Annotated in this window: 11 protein-coding genes; 7 read left to right on the top strand and 4 right to left on the bottom strand. The window is 67.9% G+C overall.

The genetic code is table 11. The annotated features are described in order from the left end of the window. The first annotated feature begins 274 nt into the window (after positions 1–274). From VHAB30_RS27565 to VHAB30_RS27535, 7 genes are all read left to right on the top strand, one after another. Positions 275–4,684, top strand: a complete 4,410-nt coding sequence (locus VHAB30_RS27565; RefSeq protein WP_235926941.1) for a hypothetical protein — start codon at positions 275–277, stop codon at positions 4,682–4,684. Positions 4,685–4,773: 89 nt separating this feature from the next. Then, complete coding sequence (locus VHAB30_RS27560; protein ID WP_062479666.1) at positions 4,774–5,271, top strand: OmpA family protein; 498 nt, start codon at positions 4,774–4,776, stop codon at positions 5,269–5,271. A 111-nt stretch (positions 5,272–5,382) separates the two neighbouring features. Beyond that, on the top strand, positions 5,383–8,478 hold the full coding sequence (locus VHAB30_RS27555; protein ID WP_095746759.1) for a glutamate ligase domain-containing protein: 3,096 nt from the start codon (positions 5,383–5,385) through the stop codon (positions 8,476–8,478). An 11-nt stretch (positions 8,479–8,489) separates the two neighbouring features. Beyond that, positions 8,490–8,768, top strand: coding sequence for a hypothetical protein (locus VHAB30_RS27550; RefSeq protein ID WP_174250300.1), 279 nt, complete (start codon positions 8,490–8,492; stop codon positions 8,766–8,768). Between the two features lie 91 nt (positions 8,769–8,859). Next, positions 8,860–10,698: a peptidase domain-containing ABC transporter gene (locus VHAB30_RS27545; protein ID WP_159279301.1), complete on the top strand. Its 1,839-nt coding sequence runs from the start codon at positions 8,860–8,862 to the stop codon at positions 10,696–10,698. 99 nt (positions 10,699–10,797) lie between these two features. Beyond that, the gene (locus VHAB30_RS27540) at positions 10,798–12,093 is read left to right on the top strand and encodes an HlyD family type I secretion periplasmic adaptor subunit (RefSeq protein WP_235926961.1); all 1,296 of its coding nucleotides are present in this window, start codon (positions 10,798–10,800) and stop codon (positions 12,091–12,093) included. Continuing rightward, positions 12,090–13,664: a TolC family protein gene (locus tag VHAB30_RS27535; RefSeq protein WP_159279299.1), complete on the top strand. Its 1,575-nt coding sequence runs from the start codon at positions 12,090–12,092 to the stop codon at positions 13,662–13,664. Before VHAB30_RS27540 ends, VHAB30_RS27535 begins: the two co-directional genes overlap by 4 nt. Before the next feature lie 132 nt (positions 13,665–13,796). Here the strand turns inward: VHAB30_RS27535 and VHAB30_RS27530 are convergent, their stop codons facing one another. From VHAB30_RS27530 to VHAB30_RS27515, 4 genes are read right to left on the bottom strand one after another with little or no spacing between them, the layout of a single operon-like run. Next, positions 13,797–15,212, bottom strand: a complete 1,416-nt coding sequence (locus VHAB30_RS27530) for a sigma 54-interacting transcriptional regulator (RefSeq protein WP_095746755.1) — start codon at positions 15,210–15,212, stop codon at positions 13,797–13,799. Between the two features lie 33 nt (positions 15,213–15,245). Further along, the gene (locus VHAB30_RS27525; protein WP_159279298.1) at positions 15,246–17,438 is read right to left on the bottom strand and encodes a TadG family pilus assembly protein; all 2,193 of its coding nucleotides are present in this window, start codon (positions 17,436–17,438) and stop codon (positions 15,246–15,248) included. Between the two features lie 18 nt (positions 17,439–17,456). Then, the gene (locus VHAB30_RS27520; protein ID WP_235926939.1) at positions 17,457–17,951 is read right to left on the bottom strand and encodes a TadE/TadG family type IV pilus assembly protein; all 495 of its coding nucleotides are present in this window, start codon (positions 17,949–17,951) and stop codon (positions 17,457–17,459) included. Continuing rightward, positions 17,948–18,430, bottom strand: coding sequence for a TadE/TadG family type IV pilus assembly protein (locus tag VHAB30_RS27515; RefSeq protein WP_159279297.1), 483 nt, complete (start codon positions 18,428–18,430; stop codon positions 17,948–17,950). Before VHAB30_RS27515 ends, VHAB30_RS27520 begins: the two co-directional genes overlap by 4 nt. Positions 18,431–18,447 lie beyond the last annotated feature (17 nt).

The raw sequence follows: 18,447 nt of genomic DNA, 5'->3' as shown, positions 1-18,447 counted from the left end.
AGAAAAAGCGGGTGGCGCGGCGTGGGCGCCAGGGCTGTGGAAAGTGCGCGCGACATGCCCGGCGTTCCGGGTACGAGGCGTTACATCGTTACGTAACGAATCGCGAATTGACCTCCTTACGGGCTGTTTCGGAGGTCGGTGCGCTGCGCGGTTTTCAGAAAAATATCCATACAAATCAATCACTTGAAGCGCCGATGGCGCGGCGTTGGCACGGCGGCGGAAAAGCGGCACGCAAGTTGCCCCTGTAGATGCATCTTTTGTCACAGAGGCTGCCATGACCGCTCCACAAGCATCGACCGTTTCGACCGAAGGGCTCGCCGCCACTGGCGCGCCCGTGGTTCTCGCCCAAGCCACCGTCACGCCGCTCGGCACGCCGGGCATCAGCGCCGGCGCCTCCGCCGCGCCTGCGGCCGTGGCGTCGCCCAGCGTGGGCACATTGTCCAATGCTACGCCCGGCGTTGCAGTGATGCGCGAGGGTGTCCGCATTCCGGTGGACGGCAATCAGACCCTGATGGCCGGCGACCGCGTGATCGTGCCGGACGGCGGCCAGGCCAACGTGCTGTTCCCCGGATCGGCCTCCAACAAGGCGCCGCTGGCCGGCGTCTTCACCGGCGGCACCGATGCGACCATCGGTTCGACCAAGCTGCCCGGCGGCCTCGAACAAGTGAATGTGGACGTCGCCTCGGGCGACCTGCAGGTGACCCCGCCGGACAGCGACGCCGATGCGGCCGCCCTGGCAGTGACCAAGAAGACCGCGGCCGGCAGCGGCATCGGCCTCGGTGAATTCGCGCTGGGCGCCCTGGGCGCCGCGGCGCTGGGTGCTGCACTGAGCGGCGGTGGCGGCGACGGTGGCACCACCGGCTTCCCGCTGTTCGTGGGCGGCCCGGGCGGTGAGTCCGATGCGGACGCTGATTCGGACTCGGACTCGGATTCCGACTCGGACTCTGACAGCGACTCGGATTCGGACAGCGACTCTGACTCTGACTCTGACTCTGACTCTGACTCTGACTCGGATTCGGATTCGGATTCGGATTCGGATAGCGACTCGGATTCCGATTCGGACTCGGACAGCGATTCGGACTCTGACTCCGACTCGGACAGCGACTCCGACAGCGATAGCGATAGCGATAGCGACTCGGATTCGGACAGCGACTCTGATTCGGACTCTGACTCGGATTCGGATTCGGACAGCGACTCCGACTCGGATAGCGACTCTGATTCCGACTCGGACAGTGACTCGGATTCAGACTCTGACTCGGACAGCGACTCTGATTCGGACTCGGATAGCGACTCCGACTCGGACAGCGATTCCGACTCCGACGCAGACGCCGACCACCTCCTCGACCCAGCCGACGGTATCGTGGGTGGCGTGGTCGACGGCCTGGATGACGCGCTCGGCCTTGGTGGCTCACTGACCCCGGTGGCGGGGGTGGTGGATGACCTGACCGACGTCGTCGACGACGTGCTCGCTCCGCTGCTCGGCGAAGAGTTCCAGGCCAACAACCCGAACCAGCTCGACCCGATCGACGACACCGTCGGCAGCATCACCGACCCGCTCGGCGAAGCGCTGAGCCCGGTGCTCGATCCGCTGCTCGGTGCCGGCGCCGCCGGTGCCATCCTGGACGGCCTGCTCGGCCAGGTCGACTACGTGACCGACGCGCTCAACAACGGGCTCGAGAACCTCGTCGGCGACAACGGCATCGTCAGCGGCCTCACCGACGCCCTCGGCCTGGGCGGCGTCACCGACCAGCTGCTGGGCGACGACGGCGCGCTGGGCGGCCTGCTCGAGAACGTGCTCGGCGAAGGCAGCCTCGTGGCTGGCGTGCTGGCCGAAGACGGCCTGGTCGGTGGCCTGCTGGCACCGGACGGCCTGGTCGGCGGCCTGCTGGGTGAAGACACCGCCGTCGGCGGCCTGCTCGACACCGTGCTCGGCGAAGACGGCCTGGTCGGCGGCCTGCTCGGCGACGGCGCCGTCGGCAACCTGACCGGCGGCCTGCTCGGCGCGGACGGCCTGCTGGGCGGTCTGCTCGGCGACGACGGCGCGATCGGCGGCCTGCTGGGCGACAACGGCCTCGTGGGCGGCCTGCTCGGCGGCGACGGCGCACTGGCCGGCCTGGCCGGCTCGGAAGGCCTCACCGGTGAACTGCTCGGCCAGGGCGGCCTCATCGACAACCTGCTCGGCCAGGACGGCGCGATCTCCGGCCTGCTCGCCGACAGCCCGCTGGGCGGCCTGCTCGGCGGCGACGACGGCCTGCTGGGCGGCCTGCTCGGCGGTGTCATCGGCGAAGGCGGTCCCATCGGCGGCCTGCTCGGCAACGACGGCCTGGTCGGCGGCCTGCTGAGCGACGACGGCTTGCTGGGCGGTGTGCTCGGCAGCGACGGCCCGTTGGGCGGCTTGCTGGGTGACGACGGCCTGGTCGGTGGCCTGCTCGGCGATGCCGGCCCCATCGGCGGCCTGCTCGGCGGCGACGGCGTGCTGGGCGGCGTGCTCGGCGACAACGGCCTGGTCGGCGGTCTGCTCGGCGGCACCGGCCCCATCGGCGGCCTGCTCGGCGACGACGGCCTGCTCGGCGGCCTGCTGGGCGACAACGGCCCGCTGGGTGGCCTGCTCGGTGGCGACGGTGTCGGCGGCCTGCTCGGACCGGACGGCGTGGTCGGTGGCCTGCTGGGCGAAGACGGCCCCGTGGGCGGCCTGCTCGGTGAAGAAGGCCTCGTCGGCGGTCTGCTGGGCGGCGTGCTCGGCGGCATCGGCGGTGGCGGCACCCCCGGCACCGGCGCTGCCCTGCTCGATCCGGCCGACAGCGTGGTGGCCGGCCTGGTGAACGGCCTGAACAACGGCGTGCTCGGCGACCTCGGCCTGGGCGACGTGCTGGCCCCGGTCTCGCAACTGACCGACAGCCTGACCGACACGGTCGACGGCCTGCTGGCCCCGGTGCTCGGTTCCAGCTTCACGCCGAACGACCCGAACGTGCTCGACCCGGCCGACAGCCTCGTCGACGACGTGACGGACGGCGTGGGCGGCCTGGTCAGCCCGGTGGTCGACCAGCTGCTCGGCGCCGGCGCGACGAACGGCCTGCTGAACGCGGTGGACACGCAGGTCGACTTCGTGACCGACGGCGTGGCCAACCTGATCGGTGGCGATGGCCTGCTGGGTGGCGTGCTGGGTGGCGACGGCGGCTTGCTGGGCGGTGTCCTCGGCGGCGACGGTGGCCTGCTCGGTGGCGTGCTGGGCGACGACGGCCTGCTGGGCGGCTTGCTCGGCGAGGGCGGCCTCCTGGGTGGTGTCCTCGGCGGCGAAGGTGGCCTGCTCGGTGGCGTGCTGGGCGACGACGGCCTGCTGGGCGGCTTGCTCGGCGGCGAAGGCGGTCTGCTCGGCGGCGTGCTCGGCGACGACGGCCTTCTGGGTGGTGTCCTCGGCGGCGACGGCGGTCTGCTTGGCGGTGTGTTGGGTGATGACGGCCTCTTGGGCGGCGTCCTCGGCGGTGACGGTGGCCTGCTCGGCGGTGTGTTGGGTGACGACGGCCTCCTGGGTGGCGTTCTCGGTGGTGACGGCGGCTTGCTCGGCGGCATCCTCGGTGACGACGGCCTGCTGGGCGGCGTCCTCGGTGGCGACGGCGGTCTGCTCGGCGGCGTCCTCGGTGGCGACGGCGGTCTGCTCGGCGGCGTGCTGGGTGATGACGGCCTCCTGGGTGGCGTCCTCGGCGGTGACGGCGGCTTGCTCGGCGGCATCCTCGGCGACGACGGCCTGCTGGGCGGTGTCCTCGGTGGCGTGACCGGTGGCGACGCTGGCGGCCTGCTCGACGGCATCCTCGGTGACGACGGCCTGCTGGGCGGTGTCCTCGGCGGCGTGACCGGCGGCGACGCCGGTGGCCTGCTCGACGGCATCCTCGGCGACGACGGCCTGCTGGGCGGTGTCCTCGGTGGCGTGACCGGTGGCGATGCTGGCGGCCTGCTCGACGGCATCCTCGGCGACGACGGCCTGCTGGGTGGTGTCCTCGGTGGCGTGACCGGTGGCGACGCTGGCGGCCTGCTCGACGGCATCCTCGGTGACGACGGCCTGCTGGGTGGTGTCCTCGGTGGTGTGACCGGCGGCGACGCTGGCGGCCTGCTCGACGGCGTGCTGGGCGACGACGGCCTGCTGGGCGGTGTCCTCGGCGGCGTGACCGGCGGCGACGCCGGCGGCCTTCTCGATGGCGTGCTGGGCGACGACGGCCTGCTCGGTGGGGTCCTCGGCGGTGACGGCGGCCTCCTGGGCGGCGTGCTCGGCGGCGGCGAAGGCGGTCTGCTCGGCGGCGTCCTCGGTGACGACGGCCTGGTCGGCAGCCTGCTCGGTGCCGACGGTCTCGTGGGCGGCCTGCTCGGCGGCCTGACGGGTGGCGCCGAACCGGTGGCCGGCATCCTGGAACCGGTGACGAGCCTCCTGGACGGCTCGGCCGGCTCGGTGGTCTCGACGGTGGTCGACACCGTGGCCCACGCGGTCGAACCGGTGACCGACATCCTTGCCGGCACCCCGGCAGCCCCGGTGGCCGCGGTCGTGACCGGTGTGCTGGACACGGTCGAACACACGGTGGCTCCGGTGCTCGACAACGTGCTCACCCCGATCACCAGCCTGGTCGACCACAGCAGCCCGGCCGGCGGTGCCCTGGCACCCGTGACGAACATCCTGCACGGCCTGCTGGGCTGATCCAAGGACACGAAGAAGGAGGAAGGGAAACCTCGATAGCAAGCAGACAGGGACGGGCCGTCAGCGGCCCGTCCCGCGAAAGGACCGTCATGAACAAGAATTTCCGGATACTGGCCCTCGTGGCAATGGGCGCAAGCCTCGCTGCCTGCGGTGTGCCTCCCAAGGGCGGCCGCGACGACGCGACCTACTACTACTCCAACAAGAGCGTGCGCGAAGTGCCCAAGGTGGAGCCGGCACCCCCGCCGCCGCCGCCGAACACACCGGCCAAGATCGTCTACTTCGACTTCGACCGATACGACGTCAGGACGGGCGACCGCAGCATCGTCGAGGCGCACGCGGGCTACATGCGCAACCGGCCGGCGAGCCGGGTCGTGATCGAAGGCCACACCGACCTGCGCGGCGGCCGCGAGTACAACCTTGCGCTCGGCCAGCGCCGCGCCGAGGCCGTGCAACGCATGCTCACGCAGATGGGCGTGCCGGGCGAACGCATCGAAGCCGTCAGCTGGGGCATTGAAAAGCCCGCATCGCTTGCCACCACCGAGGAGGGCCATCAGCTCAATCGTCGCGCCGAGTTCAGCTACCGCTGAATCGGGAGCACGCGATGATTTCACGGGCGGTTTCCGGTCCGCGATCACGTCATTCAAGCGAGAGCAGATGACGGACGCGACCGGCCTTCGCCCGCATTCGACCGGGGCCGAATGATGTCCTTCTCAGACCAGCTCCACGCCTGCCACGAGCGCCTGGTGTCCGTGTGCGCGGCGTTGCCTGCCCCGTACCCGGCCTTCACGCTCTTCTTCTCGGTGAGCGACGGCTCCCAGCGTGCGCACGTCGTGCATGCGCGGGCCGACGACTTCGAGACCGCCTGGCGCGAAGGCGCCGACCTCGTCGAGCGATGGGTGCGCGAGCGCGGCATCGTCTCGCCCTGGCTGCGCATCGACTGGGTCGAGGGCGCCAGTCCCATGGACTGGACGCAGTTCAAGACCCAGCTCACCGCGGTCAAGCGCAACTACTTCCGGCTCGGCCTGGCCTTCGACCAGGACTTCGGCTTCGCCTTCACCGAGCAGGAACTCAACGCCAACGCCATGCTGTGCGGCGATTCGACCATCGCGCACTCGGTGGTGAACGTGCGCAACTTCGACGTCTATGCGCAGGCGCGCTTCGAGCGCACGCTGCCGCTGGAAGAGTCGTCCGAGCGCACGGTGTACCTGCTGGCCACGGTCGGCGTGTTCTGCCAGCCCGACGGCGTGGTGCACAAGCTCGTGGGCACGGGGCTCGACGCGGGTCGCCGCCAGCTGCCGGCGCTCAACCCGCAGGCGGTGCTCGAGCTGGTGCGCAGCGGCTCGTCGTACCTGGCGCGCCAGATGCAAAGCGACGGCCTGTTCGTGTACGGCTACTTCCCGTGCTTCGACCGTCGCATCCCGACCTACGACGCGATGCGCCATGCGGGCACCGTGCACGCCATGCTCGAGGCCTGGGAGCTCACGCGCGACGACACGCTGCGCGCGGCCATCGACCGCGCCATCGACCACCTCACCGACGCGCTGATCCGCGACTACACGCTGCCCGACGGCCGCGAGGTGGCCTACCTGGTCGACACCGGCGGCGAGATCCGCCTGGGCGGCAACGCGGCCTGCGTGCGCATGTTCGTGCGCTACTGCGAGCTGATGGAAACGCGCCACTGGCTGCCGCTGCTGGAGAAGCTCGCGCTGGGCATCGTGGCGCTGCAGGACCCGGCCAGCGGGCGTTTCGACCACGTGCTGCACGCCGCCGACCTGTCGCTCAAGCAGGCCTCGCGCGTCATCTTCTACGACGGCGAAGCGGCCTTCGGCCTCATGCGCCTGTACGGCCTCACGCGCGATCCGCGCTGGCTGGCCGCGGTCGAGAAAGCCTTCGACCACTTCATTGCGAGCCAGCACTGGCAGTCGCATGACCACTGGCTCAGCGGCTGCGTGAACGAGCTCACGCAGTGGAGCCCGCAGGAGCGCTACTTCCGTTTCGGGCTGCAGAACGTGGCGGGCTACCTGGACTTCGTGCTCGATCGCAAGACCACCTTTCCCACGCTGCTCAGCCTCATGCTGGCGGCGCAGCAGATGCTGCAGCGGCTGGAGAGCATGCCCGCCATGCGGCACCTGCTCGACGAGCTGGACACCGAGAAGTTCTACCGCGCGCTCGACTACCGCGCGCACTACCTGCTCAACGGCTTCTTCTGGCCCGAGATGGCGATGTACTTCCGCCGGCCGTCCACGGTCGTCGGCGCCTTCTTCGTGCGGCACCACTCGTTCCGCGTGCGCATCGACGACGTCGAGCAGTACGTGACGGGCTTCGCGGCCTACCACCGCTACCTGCTCGACCGGCGCAGCCAGCCCGGCGGCGCGGGTCCCGGCGGCGGCGGTGGTGGCGGCGTGCGCGACGACGGCGCCGTGTGGACCGCCAGCGAGATGGCGCGCGTCACCGGCGGCGAATGGGTGGTCAAGCCCGAGGACGGCTGGCGCGCCACCGGCGTGACCCAGCGCACCTTCATGCGCAAGGGCCGCGTCGTGTTCGAACACCAGGCCCGGCCCTCGAAGACGCCGCTGGCCGCCGTCACGCTCAAGGGCGTGCTGCAGCCGGCCGCGGCCGTGCTGTGCACCGACCCCAAGCCGCACCTGGACAAGCGCGTGCCCGTGCTGCAGGTGGCCAACGTGCTGCAGGCCGTGCTCGAGCTGGGCGACCACGCACGCACCGAGTTCACCGGCCGCGTGTGCGGCGTGCTGGGCAGCGGCGCGGGCAGCAGCACCGTGGCCGCCATGCTGGCCGGCGCGCTCACCGTGTGGGGCGAGGTGGCGCAGCCCGAAGGCAACATCAGCCTGCCGTCGGGCATCGCGTGGAACCTCACCTGCATGCCGCGCCATGCCGCCTACTGGGTGCTCGAGATGGGTACCTCGCACATGCCGGCCTCGGCGCAGCTGATGCGGCCCTCGCTCATCGTGGTGACGGGGCTGTCGGCCGCATCGCAGAAGCACCGCGGCCCGTCGGAGGCTGCCGCGCGGCTGGATTGCCGCATGTTCCAGGCCATGGCTGCGGGCGACCGCGTGGTGCTCAACCGCGACATGCCCGAGTTCGCCACCTTCGCCGAAGCGGCCATGGCGCACCAGCTGCAGATCGTGACCTACGGCGAGCACAAGGACGCCGACGTGCGCCTGCTCGCCTTCGACCACGGCGAGGTGCAGGCCGAGGTGGCCGGCGAGCCCTTCCAGCTGCGCCTGAACGCGCCGGGCCGCCACATGGGCGCGAGCGCCGTGGCCGCGCTGGCCGCGCTGCAGGCGCTGCGCCTGCCGCTGGCCGCCGCCGTCGAACCCTTTGCGCACTTCGAGCCGCCGGGCGGACGCGGTGCGCTGCACACCATTCACATCGGCGGCGGAAGCTTCAAGCTGATCGATGAAACCTACGACGCCAACCCGAGTTCGATGCGGGCGGCGCTTGAGTTGCTGTCACAAGCCCCCTGCGAGCCTGCGCGCCGGGTGGCCATCCTGGGCGACATGCAGGAGCTGGGGCCCGCGGCGCAACGCCATCACCTCGATCTGGAGGCCGAGTTGCTGGCGTCGCAACCTGACCGCGTGCTCCTGTGCGGACCTTTGATGCGGGCGCTTCACACGCGCATCCGCACCAAGGTCCGCTCCCATTGGTTTGTCGATGTGTCCGACCTCTCCACCGCACTCGGCGGGCTGCTGCAACCAGGCGACTGGGTGCTGGCGAAAAGCTCCGCGGGTGTCGGTCTTTCCCGGCTGGCCCGGGTTTTGAAAGCACTGCCATGAGATGGAACGCATTGGTCCACATCCCCTATGAATCCGAACGCGAGGTACCCCCGCGGCGCTGGTGGCTGGGCTGGCTGCAGCTGCTGTGCGCCTGGGTGCTGCTGATGCTGCTGTGCGCCAACATCGCCCTGGTTTTTGCCGAAGGCCTGCCGGGCTCATCCGGCCGCACGGCCACCCACAGCCACACCCACAAAACGATGAATTGCACGCTCAGGGAAAACGCCGCGCCGCAAGCAGCGCGCGGCACGGAAACGACCGGTCCGGCGCAGGTTCGCACCCACCGATGCTGAGAGGCGTCAGAGGCGAATTTTTGCCTTGTAACAGTCGGGTAACAGTTGATAATGATGCAGGCGTCGTTGCCCGACGGATCGGTCTTTTTCCATGATCAAGTTCCTCTTGCCCAGCCAGCTGGTTGCCGACAGGCCGGAAGTCCCCGGCGCCAGTCCGTATGCCAGTGCGCTGAACGATGCGTTTCGCGCGGCCTACCCGCTCGTCAAGAGCGCGGCCTGGCTGTCGCTGCCCATCAGCCTGTTCGGGCTGCTGCCTTCGATCTTCCTGCTGCAGGTGTATGACCGCGTGCTCTCGCGCAGCGGCGTCTCCACGCTCGCCGCGCTGGTGAGCGGCATCCTGTTCTTCCTGTGCATCGAGTTCTGGCTGCGCACGCGCCGCTCGCGCCTGCTGCGCAACGCGGGTGCCACCGTCGATCACGGTGTGTCGGGCGCGCTGCTGCACTCCATGCTCGGGCGGCCGCTGCGCGCGCTCGAGGCGCGGCCGGCCTCATCCTGGCAGCTGTTCTTTCGCGACGTGGGCGCGGTGCGCGGCACCGTCACCGGCGGGCTCGCGCAATCGATCTTCGACCTGCCGATGGCGATCTTCGCGCTGATCGTGATCGGCATCGTCGCGCTGCCGGTGCTGCCCGTGGTGGCGGCCTTCCTGGCCATCATGGCGTTCCTGGCCTGGTGGTGGGCCGACGAAGTGCGCGCCGGTCGCGTCGAAGAAGTGCTGCGCGGGCGCGGGCTCGATCGCATCACCTCCGAGATCTGCCATGCGCGCGAGACGCTCAAGGCGCAGTCCAACGACGGCCCGACCATCGAGGTCTGGCAGCAGACCTACAACGCCTGGCTCAGCGAGAGCTTCGGCAAGAACGGCCAGATCGAAACCGCGCGCGACGGCACCACCGTGCTGCTCACCGTGTTCTCGGTGATCGTCGTCACTGTCGGCGCCATCGCCGTCATGCAGCAGTGGATGACGGTGGGCGGCCTCGTTGCTTCCAACATGCTCGCGCTGAAGGCGCTGCAGCCGGTGGCCGGGCTGGTGTCGAACTGGCGCGCGCTGGCCACCGCCAAGGAAGCCGCCAAGCGCCTGGAGACCGTGCTCGGCGAGCCGGTCGAGAAGGCGCCCACCGGCATGGCGCTGCCGCAGCCGCTGGGCCGCGTCACGCTGAAAGACGTGAGCTTCAGCTTCACCGAAGACGCGCCGCAGCCCGTGCTCGAAAACGTCGACCTCGACATCGGCCCTGGCGGCCTGCATGTGATCGTCGGGCGCAACGGCGCGGGCAAGTCGACGCTCGTGAAGTTGCTGTCGGGCCTGTACACGCCCACGCACGGCGTGGTGAGCATCGGCGAGTACGACCTGTCGCAGTTCGGCCGCGAAGAGCTGTCGCGCTGGATCAGTTATCTCTCGCAGGAGGTGTACTGGTTCGGCGGCCCGCTGGTCGACACCATGCGCCGCGGCGCGCCGGGCCAGAGCGACGAGCAGATCGTCGCGGCCTGCAAGCTCTCGGGCGCGCACGACTTCATCTCGCGCCTGCCCGACGGCTACCGCACCGTGGTGGGCGAGGGCGGCACCGGCTTCTCGGTCGGCGAGCGGCGCAAGCTCGCGCTGGCCATGAGCTTCCTGCGCAAGCCCTCGGTGCTGGTGCTCGACGAGCCCAGCAACGACCTCGACTTTCAAAGCGAGCGCAACCTGCTCGCGACCATGCTCGCGGTGGCCAAGGTGCGCACCGTGGTCGTGGTCACGCACTCGCTGCGCATCGTGTCGGCGGCCTCCGCCGTCTATCACGTCACCGGCCAGGGCAATGTGGAAATCGGCTCCGCCGCCGTCATGGTGCCCAAGCTCTTCGGCGTGAAGAAGCCGCTGGTGGCGCTGGGCGACACCACCGACGACGGCAGCGGCAACAACAATGCAGGTGTCCCGGCCGCCTCGCGCTCGATGGCGTGAGCAAGAAGGCCACGCGATGCGTGATTCGTGGTTGCCACGGATCGACCGACTGACAGACAGAGACAGGGGAACGGGATTTTGAAACCAGACTTGCCGCAGGTGCTTCAGGGCGAGAGCGAGAAACAGGCGGCGCAGACCACGCCGCAAGGCCGGCGGCGCCAGTGGATCATCGGCGGCGCGGTCGCGATGCTGGCGGCGGTGGGGCTCGGCTTTCCGATGGAAACCGTGGTCGTCGCACCGGGCCGCGTGATCCCCTCCGACCGCGTGAAGTCGATCCAGCATCTGGAAGGCGGCATCGTCAGCAACGTGCTCGTGAAAGAAGGCGACAAGGTCAAGCAGGGCCAGTCGCTGGTCGAGATCGACCTGGGCGGCAGCGGCCTGAACTTCGAGGAGCTCACCGCACGCTATGCCGCCACGCAGGCCACGCGCGTGCGGCTCATTGCCGAGAGCCGCGGCCAGCCGCTCAAGCGTGATTCGTTCGATGCCGACATCGACGAAGCCGTGCTCGAAGGCGAGGTCGGCGCCTACCAGGCGCGCGCGCTCGAGCAGCGCGGCGTCATGGCCGGCGCCGTGTCGGGCCTGGAGCAGGCGCGCAGCAAGCAGCTCGAACAGCAGGCCAAGGCCAAGGGCCTGAACGACCGGCTCGCGCTGATGCAGAAAGAGCTGGAGATCTCCGAACAGCTGCTGAGCGAAAAACTCGTCGGCCAGGTCGAGGTGCTCGAGAAGCGCCGCCAGGCCGAAGGCGTGCGCAGCGAACTCGCCGTGGCGCGCCAGGGCGTGATCTCGGCGCAGGCCGCCATCACCGAGGCGCAGGCCAAGATGGCCGAGGCCGAGGGCCGCTTTCGCCGCCGCGCGTCGGACGAACTCGCCACCGTCGAGCGCCAGTTCGCCAGCCTGAGCGAAGACCTCGCGCGCGCCCGCACCCAGCGCTCGCGCACGGTGGTGAAGGCGCCGGCCGACGGCATCGTGAAGGGCCTGCGCAGCTCCAGCGCCGGCTGGGTCGTGAAGCCCGGCGAATCCATCCTGGAGGTGGTGCCCGACGAGGACGAGATCATGGTCGAGGCGCGCCTCAACCCGAACGACCGCGGCTTTGTCGAAGTGGGGCAGGAGGCGCGCGTGAAGATCACCGCCTACGACTACCTGCGCTACGGCGCGGTCGACGGCAAGGTCAAGCTCGTGGCGGCCGACGCCGACCGCGACGCCGCCATTGCCAGCGGCGCGCCGTACTACCGGCTGCTCATCAGCATGTCGCAGTCGCACGTGGGGCGGCCGGAAAACCGCATCACCGCCGGCATGGAGTCCGAAGTCGACCTGCGCGTGGGGACCGATCCGTTCATCTGGTACATCCTGCGGCCTGTGCTCAAACTGCGGCGCGAAGCCTTCCGCGAACCATGAGCAAGCCCGTGTTGCCGGGCCGGCGCGCGCGCATCGCCCCGGGTGTGCTCTGCGCGACCTTGTGCGTCAGCATGGCGCTGCCGCCCACCGCGTATGCCCAACCGTCGCCGGAGCAGGAGGGGCCGCCTGCAGCGCTGGCATTGTCGCGCCGCCTGTCGCCACCGTCCCTTGGCGCCGCCAGCTACGCACAGCGCGTGAAGCAGGCGCTCATCGCGCTGTCGCAGGAATACCCCGAAGTGCTGACCGCGCAGGCCGCGGCCAACACCAGCAGCTTCGGCGTCGACGCGGCCCGCATGGCGCGCTACCCGCGCTTCAAGGTCGGCACGTCGTCGGGCACCTACAGCAGCGGCGCCAAGGACGCGAAGAGCGAGAACTACACCGTGCTCACCGCCGAAGCGCGCGTGAGCCTGATCGACGGCGGCGCCATGAGCGCGGCGCAACGCGCCGCCGAATTCGGCAACCAGGCCGACGACGAAGCTGTCACCACCACCTCGCAGAAAGTGGTGCTGGACGCGCTCACCGCCTACCTGCAGGTGCAGCGCTTCGACCTGAAGAAACAGATCGCACACCGCGCCACCGAAGTTGTGGCCGACCTGTCGAAGGCCGAGGCACGCCGCGTGGCGCTCGGCGTGAGCGGCGACAACGACCTCAACATGGCCGCCTCGCGCCGCGCCCTCGTCGCCGCGCGCGAGTCCGACTTCGAGGCCCAGCGCGACGAGGCGCTGGCCAAGTTCCGCAACTACTTCAAGTTTTCGCCCGCGCCCGAATCGCTGCCCGTGCTCGCCGCGCCGACGCACTGGCGCATCGGCTCGCAGGAAGAAGCGCTGCGCCGCGCCGAAGCACGCAGCACCGAACTGGCCGAAGCCCAGGGCCGCGTGGCGCGTGCGCGTGCGCTGGTCGATCAGACCGAAGCCAGCCTGTACCCCACGCTCGACGCCGTCGTCGTGAAGAGCAAGGACCCGCGCGGCGTGTCGCCGCAAGACCCCACGCGCGCCGCGTTTGAATTGAACTGGAACTTCGGCAACGGCTTCGACCGCCAGCTCAAGCTCAAGGGTGCCCTGGCCGAAGTGGCGAACCAGGAAGCCAAGATGGAGGGCGTGAAGCTCAACCTGATGGAGCTCACCGCGTCGTCATGGTCCCGCACTGTGGCCGGCCGCGAACGCGAGCGCCAGTTGATGGAGGCTGTCAGCACCTCGGGCCAGGCCTTCCGCGGCCGCCGCCGCCTCATGGAGTTCGGCCGCGAGACCCTGCCCCAGGTGCTCGATGCGCAGCTCGACTACTACACCCTGCTGTTCGACTACATCGACGGCGTGTTCGACCTGCGCATTTCGGAGTTGCGCCTGGCGCGCACCACCGGCGAACTGCGCATCGACCCCATCGGCGCCAACAACTGGATCGATCGCATCTTCGGCCCCCCGAGCCGGAACGTCCTGACCGAAGACGGCCTGCTGGGCGCGCTGTGCATCTCGAGCAACACGACCTGCGCGAGCGAACCGTTGGTCGACCGCGCGCCGGGCGCATCGATTGCGAACCCGCCGCTGCGCCGGTCAACGCGCCTCGGAACCAACTAGCCGACGAGGCAAGCGCAGCGAAGCCCCTTCGCGAAACACCGAGGAACCGGCTTTGCCGGGCCTCAGGTGTTGCCCCCGGTAGGGGGAAGGAGAAGCGGACACGAAGTGCCGCGCAGCCTGGGGGCGAGCTAGTTACGTCTCTTCGGGGATGCCAGGCTCGCCGTCGAGGATCTGGTACTTGCGCATCTTCTCCCACAGCACCTTGCGGCTGATGCCCAGGTGCTGCGCCGTGTCCTGGCGCTTCCAGTCGTTGATCTCGAGCGCCGCGATGATGCGGTTGCGCTCGCTGCTGTTCCAGCCTTTGCGGTCGCCATTCGCGTCGAGCGGGACCCCCGTGCCATTGCGGTCGGTGGCCAGCGCAGCGGGCGCCGGCGTGCCGCGCGTGAGCGCGATCGCACGCTGGATCAGGTTCTGGTCCCAGCTGTGCAACTGCCGCGCGATCACGCCCACGCGCTCCGCGAGATTGCGCAGCTGCCGCACGTTGCCGGGGAAGTAGGTTTCGGCCACCGCATCGCTGAGCCAGTGCGGCGTTTCGCCCAAGGCCTCGAGCTCGTCGCCGAGCACGTTCGCCAGCAGCGCCTTGAAGATCGCGATCTTGTCGATCTCGCCGCGCTCCTCGAGGCTCGGCACATGCAGCTCGATGACCGCGAGCCGGTAGAACAGATCGGCCCGAAACTCGCCGCTCGCCACCATCTCGCGCAGGTTGCGGTTCGTCGCCGCCACGAGCCGGAAGTCGACGCGGATCGGCGACGTTGCACCCAGCCGCGTGACCGCGCTGTCTTCGAGCACGCGCAGCAACTTCACCTGCTGGTAGCGCGGCAGGTCACCGATCTCGTCGAGGAACAACGTGCCCCCCGTGGCCTGCTCGAAGTACCCGCGGTGCGCATGCACGGCACCGGTGAACGAGCCCTTCGTGTGGCCGAAGAACAGCGACTCGAACAGCCCATCGGGAATCGCACCGCAGTTCACCGCCACGAACGCGCCCTTGCCGTACTGCTGGTGGCCGATGTGAAGTTGCTGCGCAATGCGCTCCTTGCCCACGCCGGTCTCGCCGCGCACCAGCACCGGATGGTTGCAGTCCGCAAAGGCGCCCACTTCGGCGAGCAGCCCCTTCATCGCATCGGAATGCGCCACCAGCACGTCGGGCGCCTGCGGCGCGACATCGCGCGCACGCAGCTGGCGCACCAGCTTCGCCACCATCGTGCGCAGCTCGGCGCAGGTGAAGTCGTAGGGCAGGACGTGCAGGTACTCGGGGGGATACGTGCGCGAATCGCGCTCGCGCGAGGCGGCGGCGACCCAGATCACGGGCATGCCTTGCAGCAGCTCGGTCGCGTGCGGCAGGCCGCCACCATCGATCACGGTGACGCTGATGATCGCGACGGAAGGACGCAGTGCGACACCGCGGTCCTGCTGAGGCGGCGGCAGGCCATCGGCCCGGATGACTTCCACGTCGAAGCTCGCCATGCACCGCGCAATGCGGTCGAGGATGTCGGCTTTGCCTTCCCAGACAAAGAGGTCGAGTTCGTCGAAGTTGGAGGGGGATGACATTAAAACTGAAAGACGGATATCGGAAGAGAGCGGTCAATACACCAACTGTGCTCGACCGCACTGCAGCGCATTCAACTTCACGTCAGTGCGACCCAGTTCAAGACCGAGGACATTGCTCAGTACCGAAGACAATACGCTGCCGATGCCGTCGAGGATCGGCTTGAGAAGGGCGATGACCGGACTGAGTAGTGCTTGTAGAAGTCCGGCATTGCCGGTGCTGCCGGTCGGGGCGTTGCTCCCCGGCAGCTGGCTTGCGGCATGGTTAACCACATCTGCCGGCGCGGAGTTCAGCGCGTCGACCACCTTGCTCTTGACGCATGTATTCCAAAGCAGGAGCTGCTGGAGAAGACCAGCGCAAGACTGACCAAGGCCGAGCAGCCCGAGCAGGCCACCAGAAGGCGTGGTCTGGAGAGTCAAAACATCCCAGACCGACATGGTCTTCTCAACGGGGAAAAGCCCGAGCACAGGATCCTGAACCATTACCTTGCGCGTCCAGTCACCGAGGTTCGGCGATGTTGGACTGCCGTTCTTGAGGAGGTCCACCACTTTGTCTGCGTCATAGAACCCGTTCGGTTTCTTGGTCGCATTGAGGTATGAGTCTGCGAGCGCGTTGGCGCGATCAGCAGAGGTCGAACCGGCGGATGGCGTGAGGAGTTGGTTCAAGGTGCTGAGCAACGCGTTGACGAGATTGGAAAGGGTCGCTCCGATAGAGAGTCCGTTGGCTTGGCTGGATTTGGTTTCTCCTACGGCCAGCTTTAACGTGTCCTTTTGCGTCAATGCGTCCAACGAGAGCGTAGTGGGCCCTGGAACGGGAAGGTTGAGAAGCTGAATCAATCGTTCAGGCTGCAGGACGAGAGGGTCGTTGCAGAGGTTCTTGGTTGAAAAGCGCACGATGGGATCGTCTACCTTGCCGACACAGGCTTTCAAGATATAGGAGGTCACATCGATGGTTGCCGTTGGAGGCGTAGCAAGGCAATCCAGCTTGGAAATCTGACCCAGTCCACTCACGGCATCCAGGTAGATCGGAAGATGAACTCGGGTCCCCAGCAAGCCACTGACCAACGGATTCAAAATTCCGCCGAGAAGCTTGTTCGAATCGATATCGATGTACAGGCGGACCTGCGCGTTGTAAGCCCGTGTGCCGACCCCGCCGATGCCGATGGAGGGCGGCTCGACGATGCCTGCCTGGATGTCGACACCCAGAAGGTTCAGATCTTGGATGGCCACACCGCGCTTGCTCGCCGTCGCAATGCCGATGGTGGTACGCAGAATGCTCCCCAGGTCGACTTGCGTCAGAAGGGCCGCCGCGTTGGTGGCGTCGGGTGCCTTCACGGTCAAAAGTCCGTTGCCGCCGGTATCAGGGACCAGAAGGCTTAACGAAACCTTGTCGAGACCGACATTGACCAGTTCAGCTTGAAGCGCTTTCAGTGATGCGCTCAGAACCTCGTTACCCGACACAGCATTCAATGCCACGGTCACGATTTGCCCCACCGAGACATTCGGGATCTTCGCAAGAGCTTCCGGCGTCAGCACACCGGCGTCGAGATCGACCTTGAGTCCAAGATCCTTCAAGAGGCCAGCGGGTGTGACCTTGGCGTTGGCGAGGCCTTCGGAGTCCAGCACGGTCAGCTTGGTGATGTCCAAGCCGACGGCCTTAAGTACTTGCCCCAGTGGTGCATTCCCATTGGTGCGAAGGAGTTGAGCGCCGACAGAGAACGCCGCTGTAGCCTCGCTCTTCGTTGCTAGCGATTGCACGACAACAGCGCGAGCGTCGTTGCCTGGAATCGACGGGAAGAGCAGGCTGGGTCTTCCCTCGATCGTCACTTTGATCGCGTTGTTCGTTTCGGTGCCGCTCGCGGTACCGAAATACTGTGGGGGCGGACGCGTTGTCGGATCCCAGCGGCCGCAGACGGCCGTGAAATCGTATTGCTCCGGTTTCAGGAACGACAGGTTCTTGGCCGCATTCGTTGCGGCGACTCCTTTAGCGAAGTCGCAGTTGTCCGCCTTGAGTATTTGGGCGCCAGCCAGCGCGGCGAGGTCGGATGCTTTCTGCAGTTCCCGCTTCATGTAGAAAAGGTAGCCGAGCTCGGAACCGATCAGGATCACGACGACGAGCGCCAGTGCGATGGTGGCATTGATGACGACCGAGCCGCGCAGTGCCGATCGGCGAGGCAATGTGGGGCTGCCGCGTGCTGTGTGATGCACCGCATGGAGGGTTGTATTCATGTCGATCAGTGCTCCTGTCTAGGACGGAATCGCGACTGTCGCGCGGCTGAGAAGGTTGTCAGGCATCCAGCGGCTTGTGTCGAGCACGGGTAGCGTCGGCAACAGGCGATTGGCGCTGTAGCGGTATGTCACGGTCACGATCGCCGTCGTATTCGGGCCGCCGCCGCTGGCGCCCGTCAGCTCCGTTTTCACCGTCGTGTTGTCGGCGAGCCAGTTCCGCCTGCTACCGGGGGATGCGTTGGCCGAGACAGGCGCGATCAGCGCAGCTGCCAGCGAATCGCGTACTGTGGCTTCGATCCGAGCATCGTCAGTCGCGAGCGGCGGCGACAGGATCATGGGAACGGCGCGTGCACCGTCTTCCGCCGCGCGCGAGATGATCTGTTGCGTGTAGAGCACGGCGCCGAACGTCGCGATGCCGTAGATCACGAAGAAAAGCGCCATGAAAACGAATGCAAACTCGATGGCCGCGATTCCGCGTTGGCATTTCGCGGAGGGACAATGCACGAGCGTCATGGCAATCCTCCGTCGAGGAGCATGCTGGCCTGCCCTACAAGCGTGTCAGGCACAACGAAAAGCGGCAAGGGAGGAAGCAACTCCGCAATGCCCGTGGCCTTGACGGTCACAACCACCTGGCAGCGCTGCTCCCAGTTTGAGGTGCAGTTCACCGTGCTGGAGCAATCAGCCTCCCCGGAGGGAAGCACTTGGCAGCGCTGGGCGAGGATGTTCGGTCCGCCCGGCAGCTTGACGGGAACCTGCGCGAGGGCGACCCGTTCGGCTTCGTTCTTTCGAGCCGTCCAACTCGTCTGATATCGCAAGGCTGCACGAGCACCATCTTCGGCAGCATTCTGTAAGCTGAACCTCAGCGTGAACATGATGCCGTAGCAGATCAGCGCATACAGCATCGTGAACAGAAAGATGAAGACGATGGAGAACTCGATCGCATAGACCCCCCGCTGCCCGCGGGCGGAAGGACGAAGGATGAGGCGTTTCATGACGGTGCCAAGGAAGT

The organism is Variovorax boronicumulans, from assembly GCF_009811375.1.
Taxonomy (GTDB): Bacteria; Pseudomonadota; Gammaproteobacteria; order Burkholderiales; family Burkholderiaceae_C; genus Variovorax; species Variovorax boronicumulans.
Note: the sequence above shows the minus strand (reverse complement) of the source record. Positions and strands in the feature narration are given on the sequence as shown.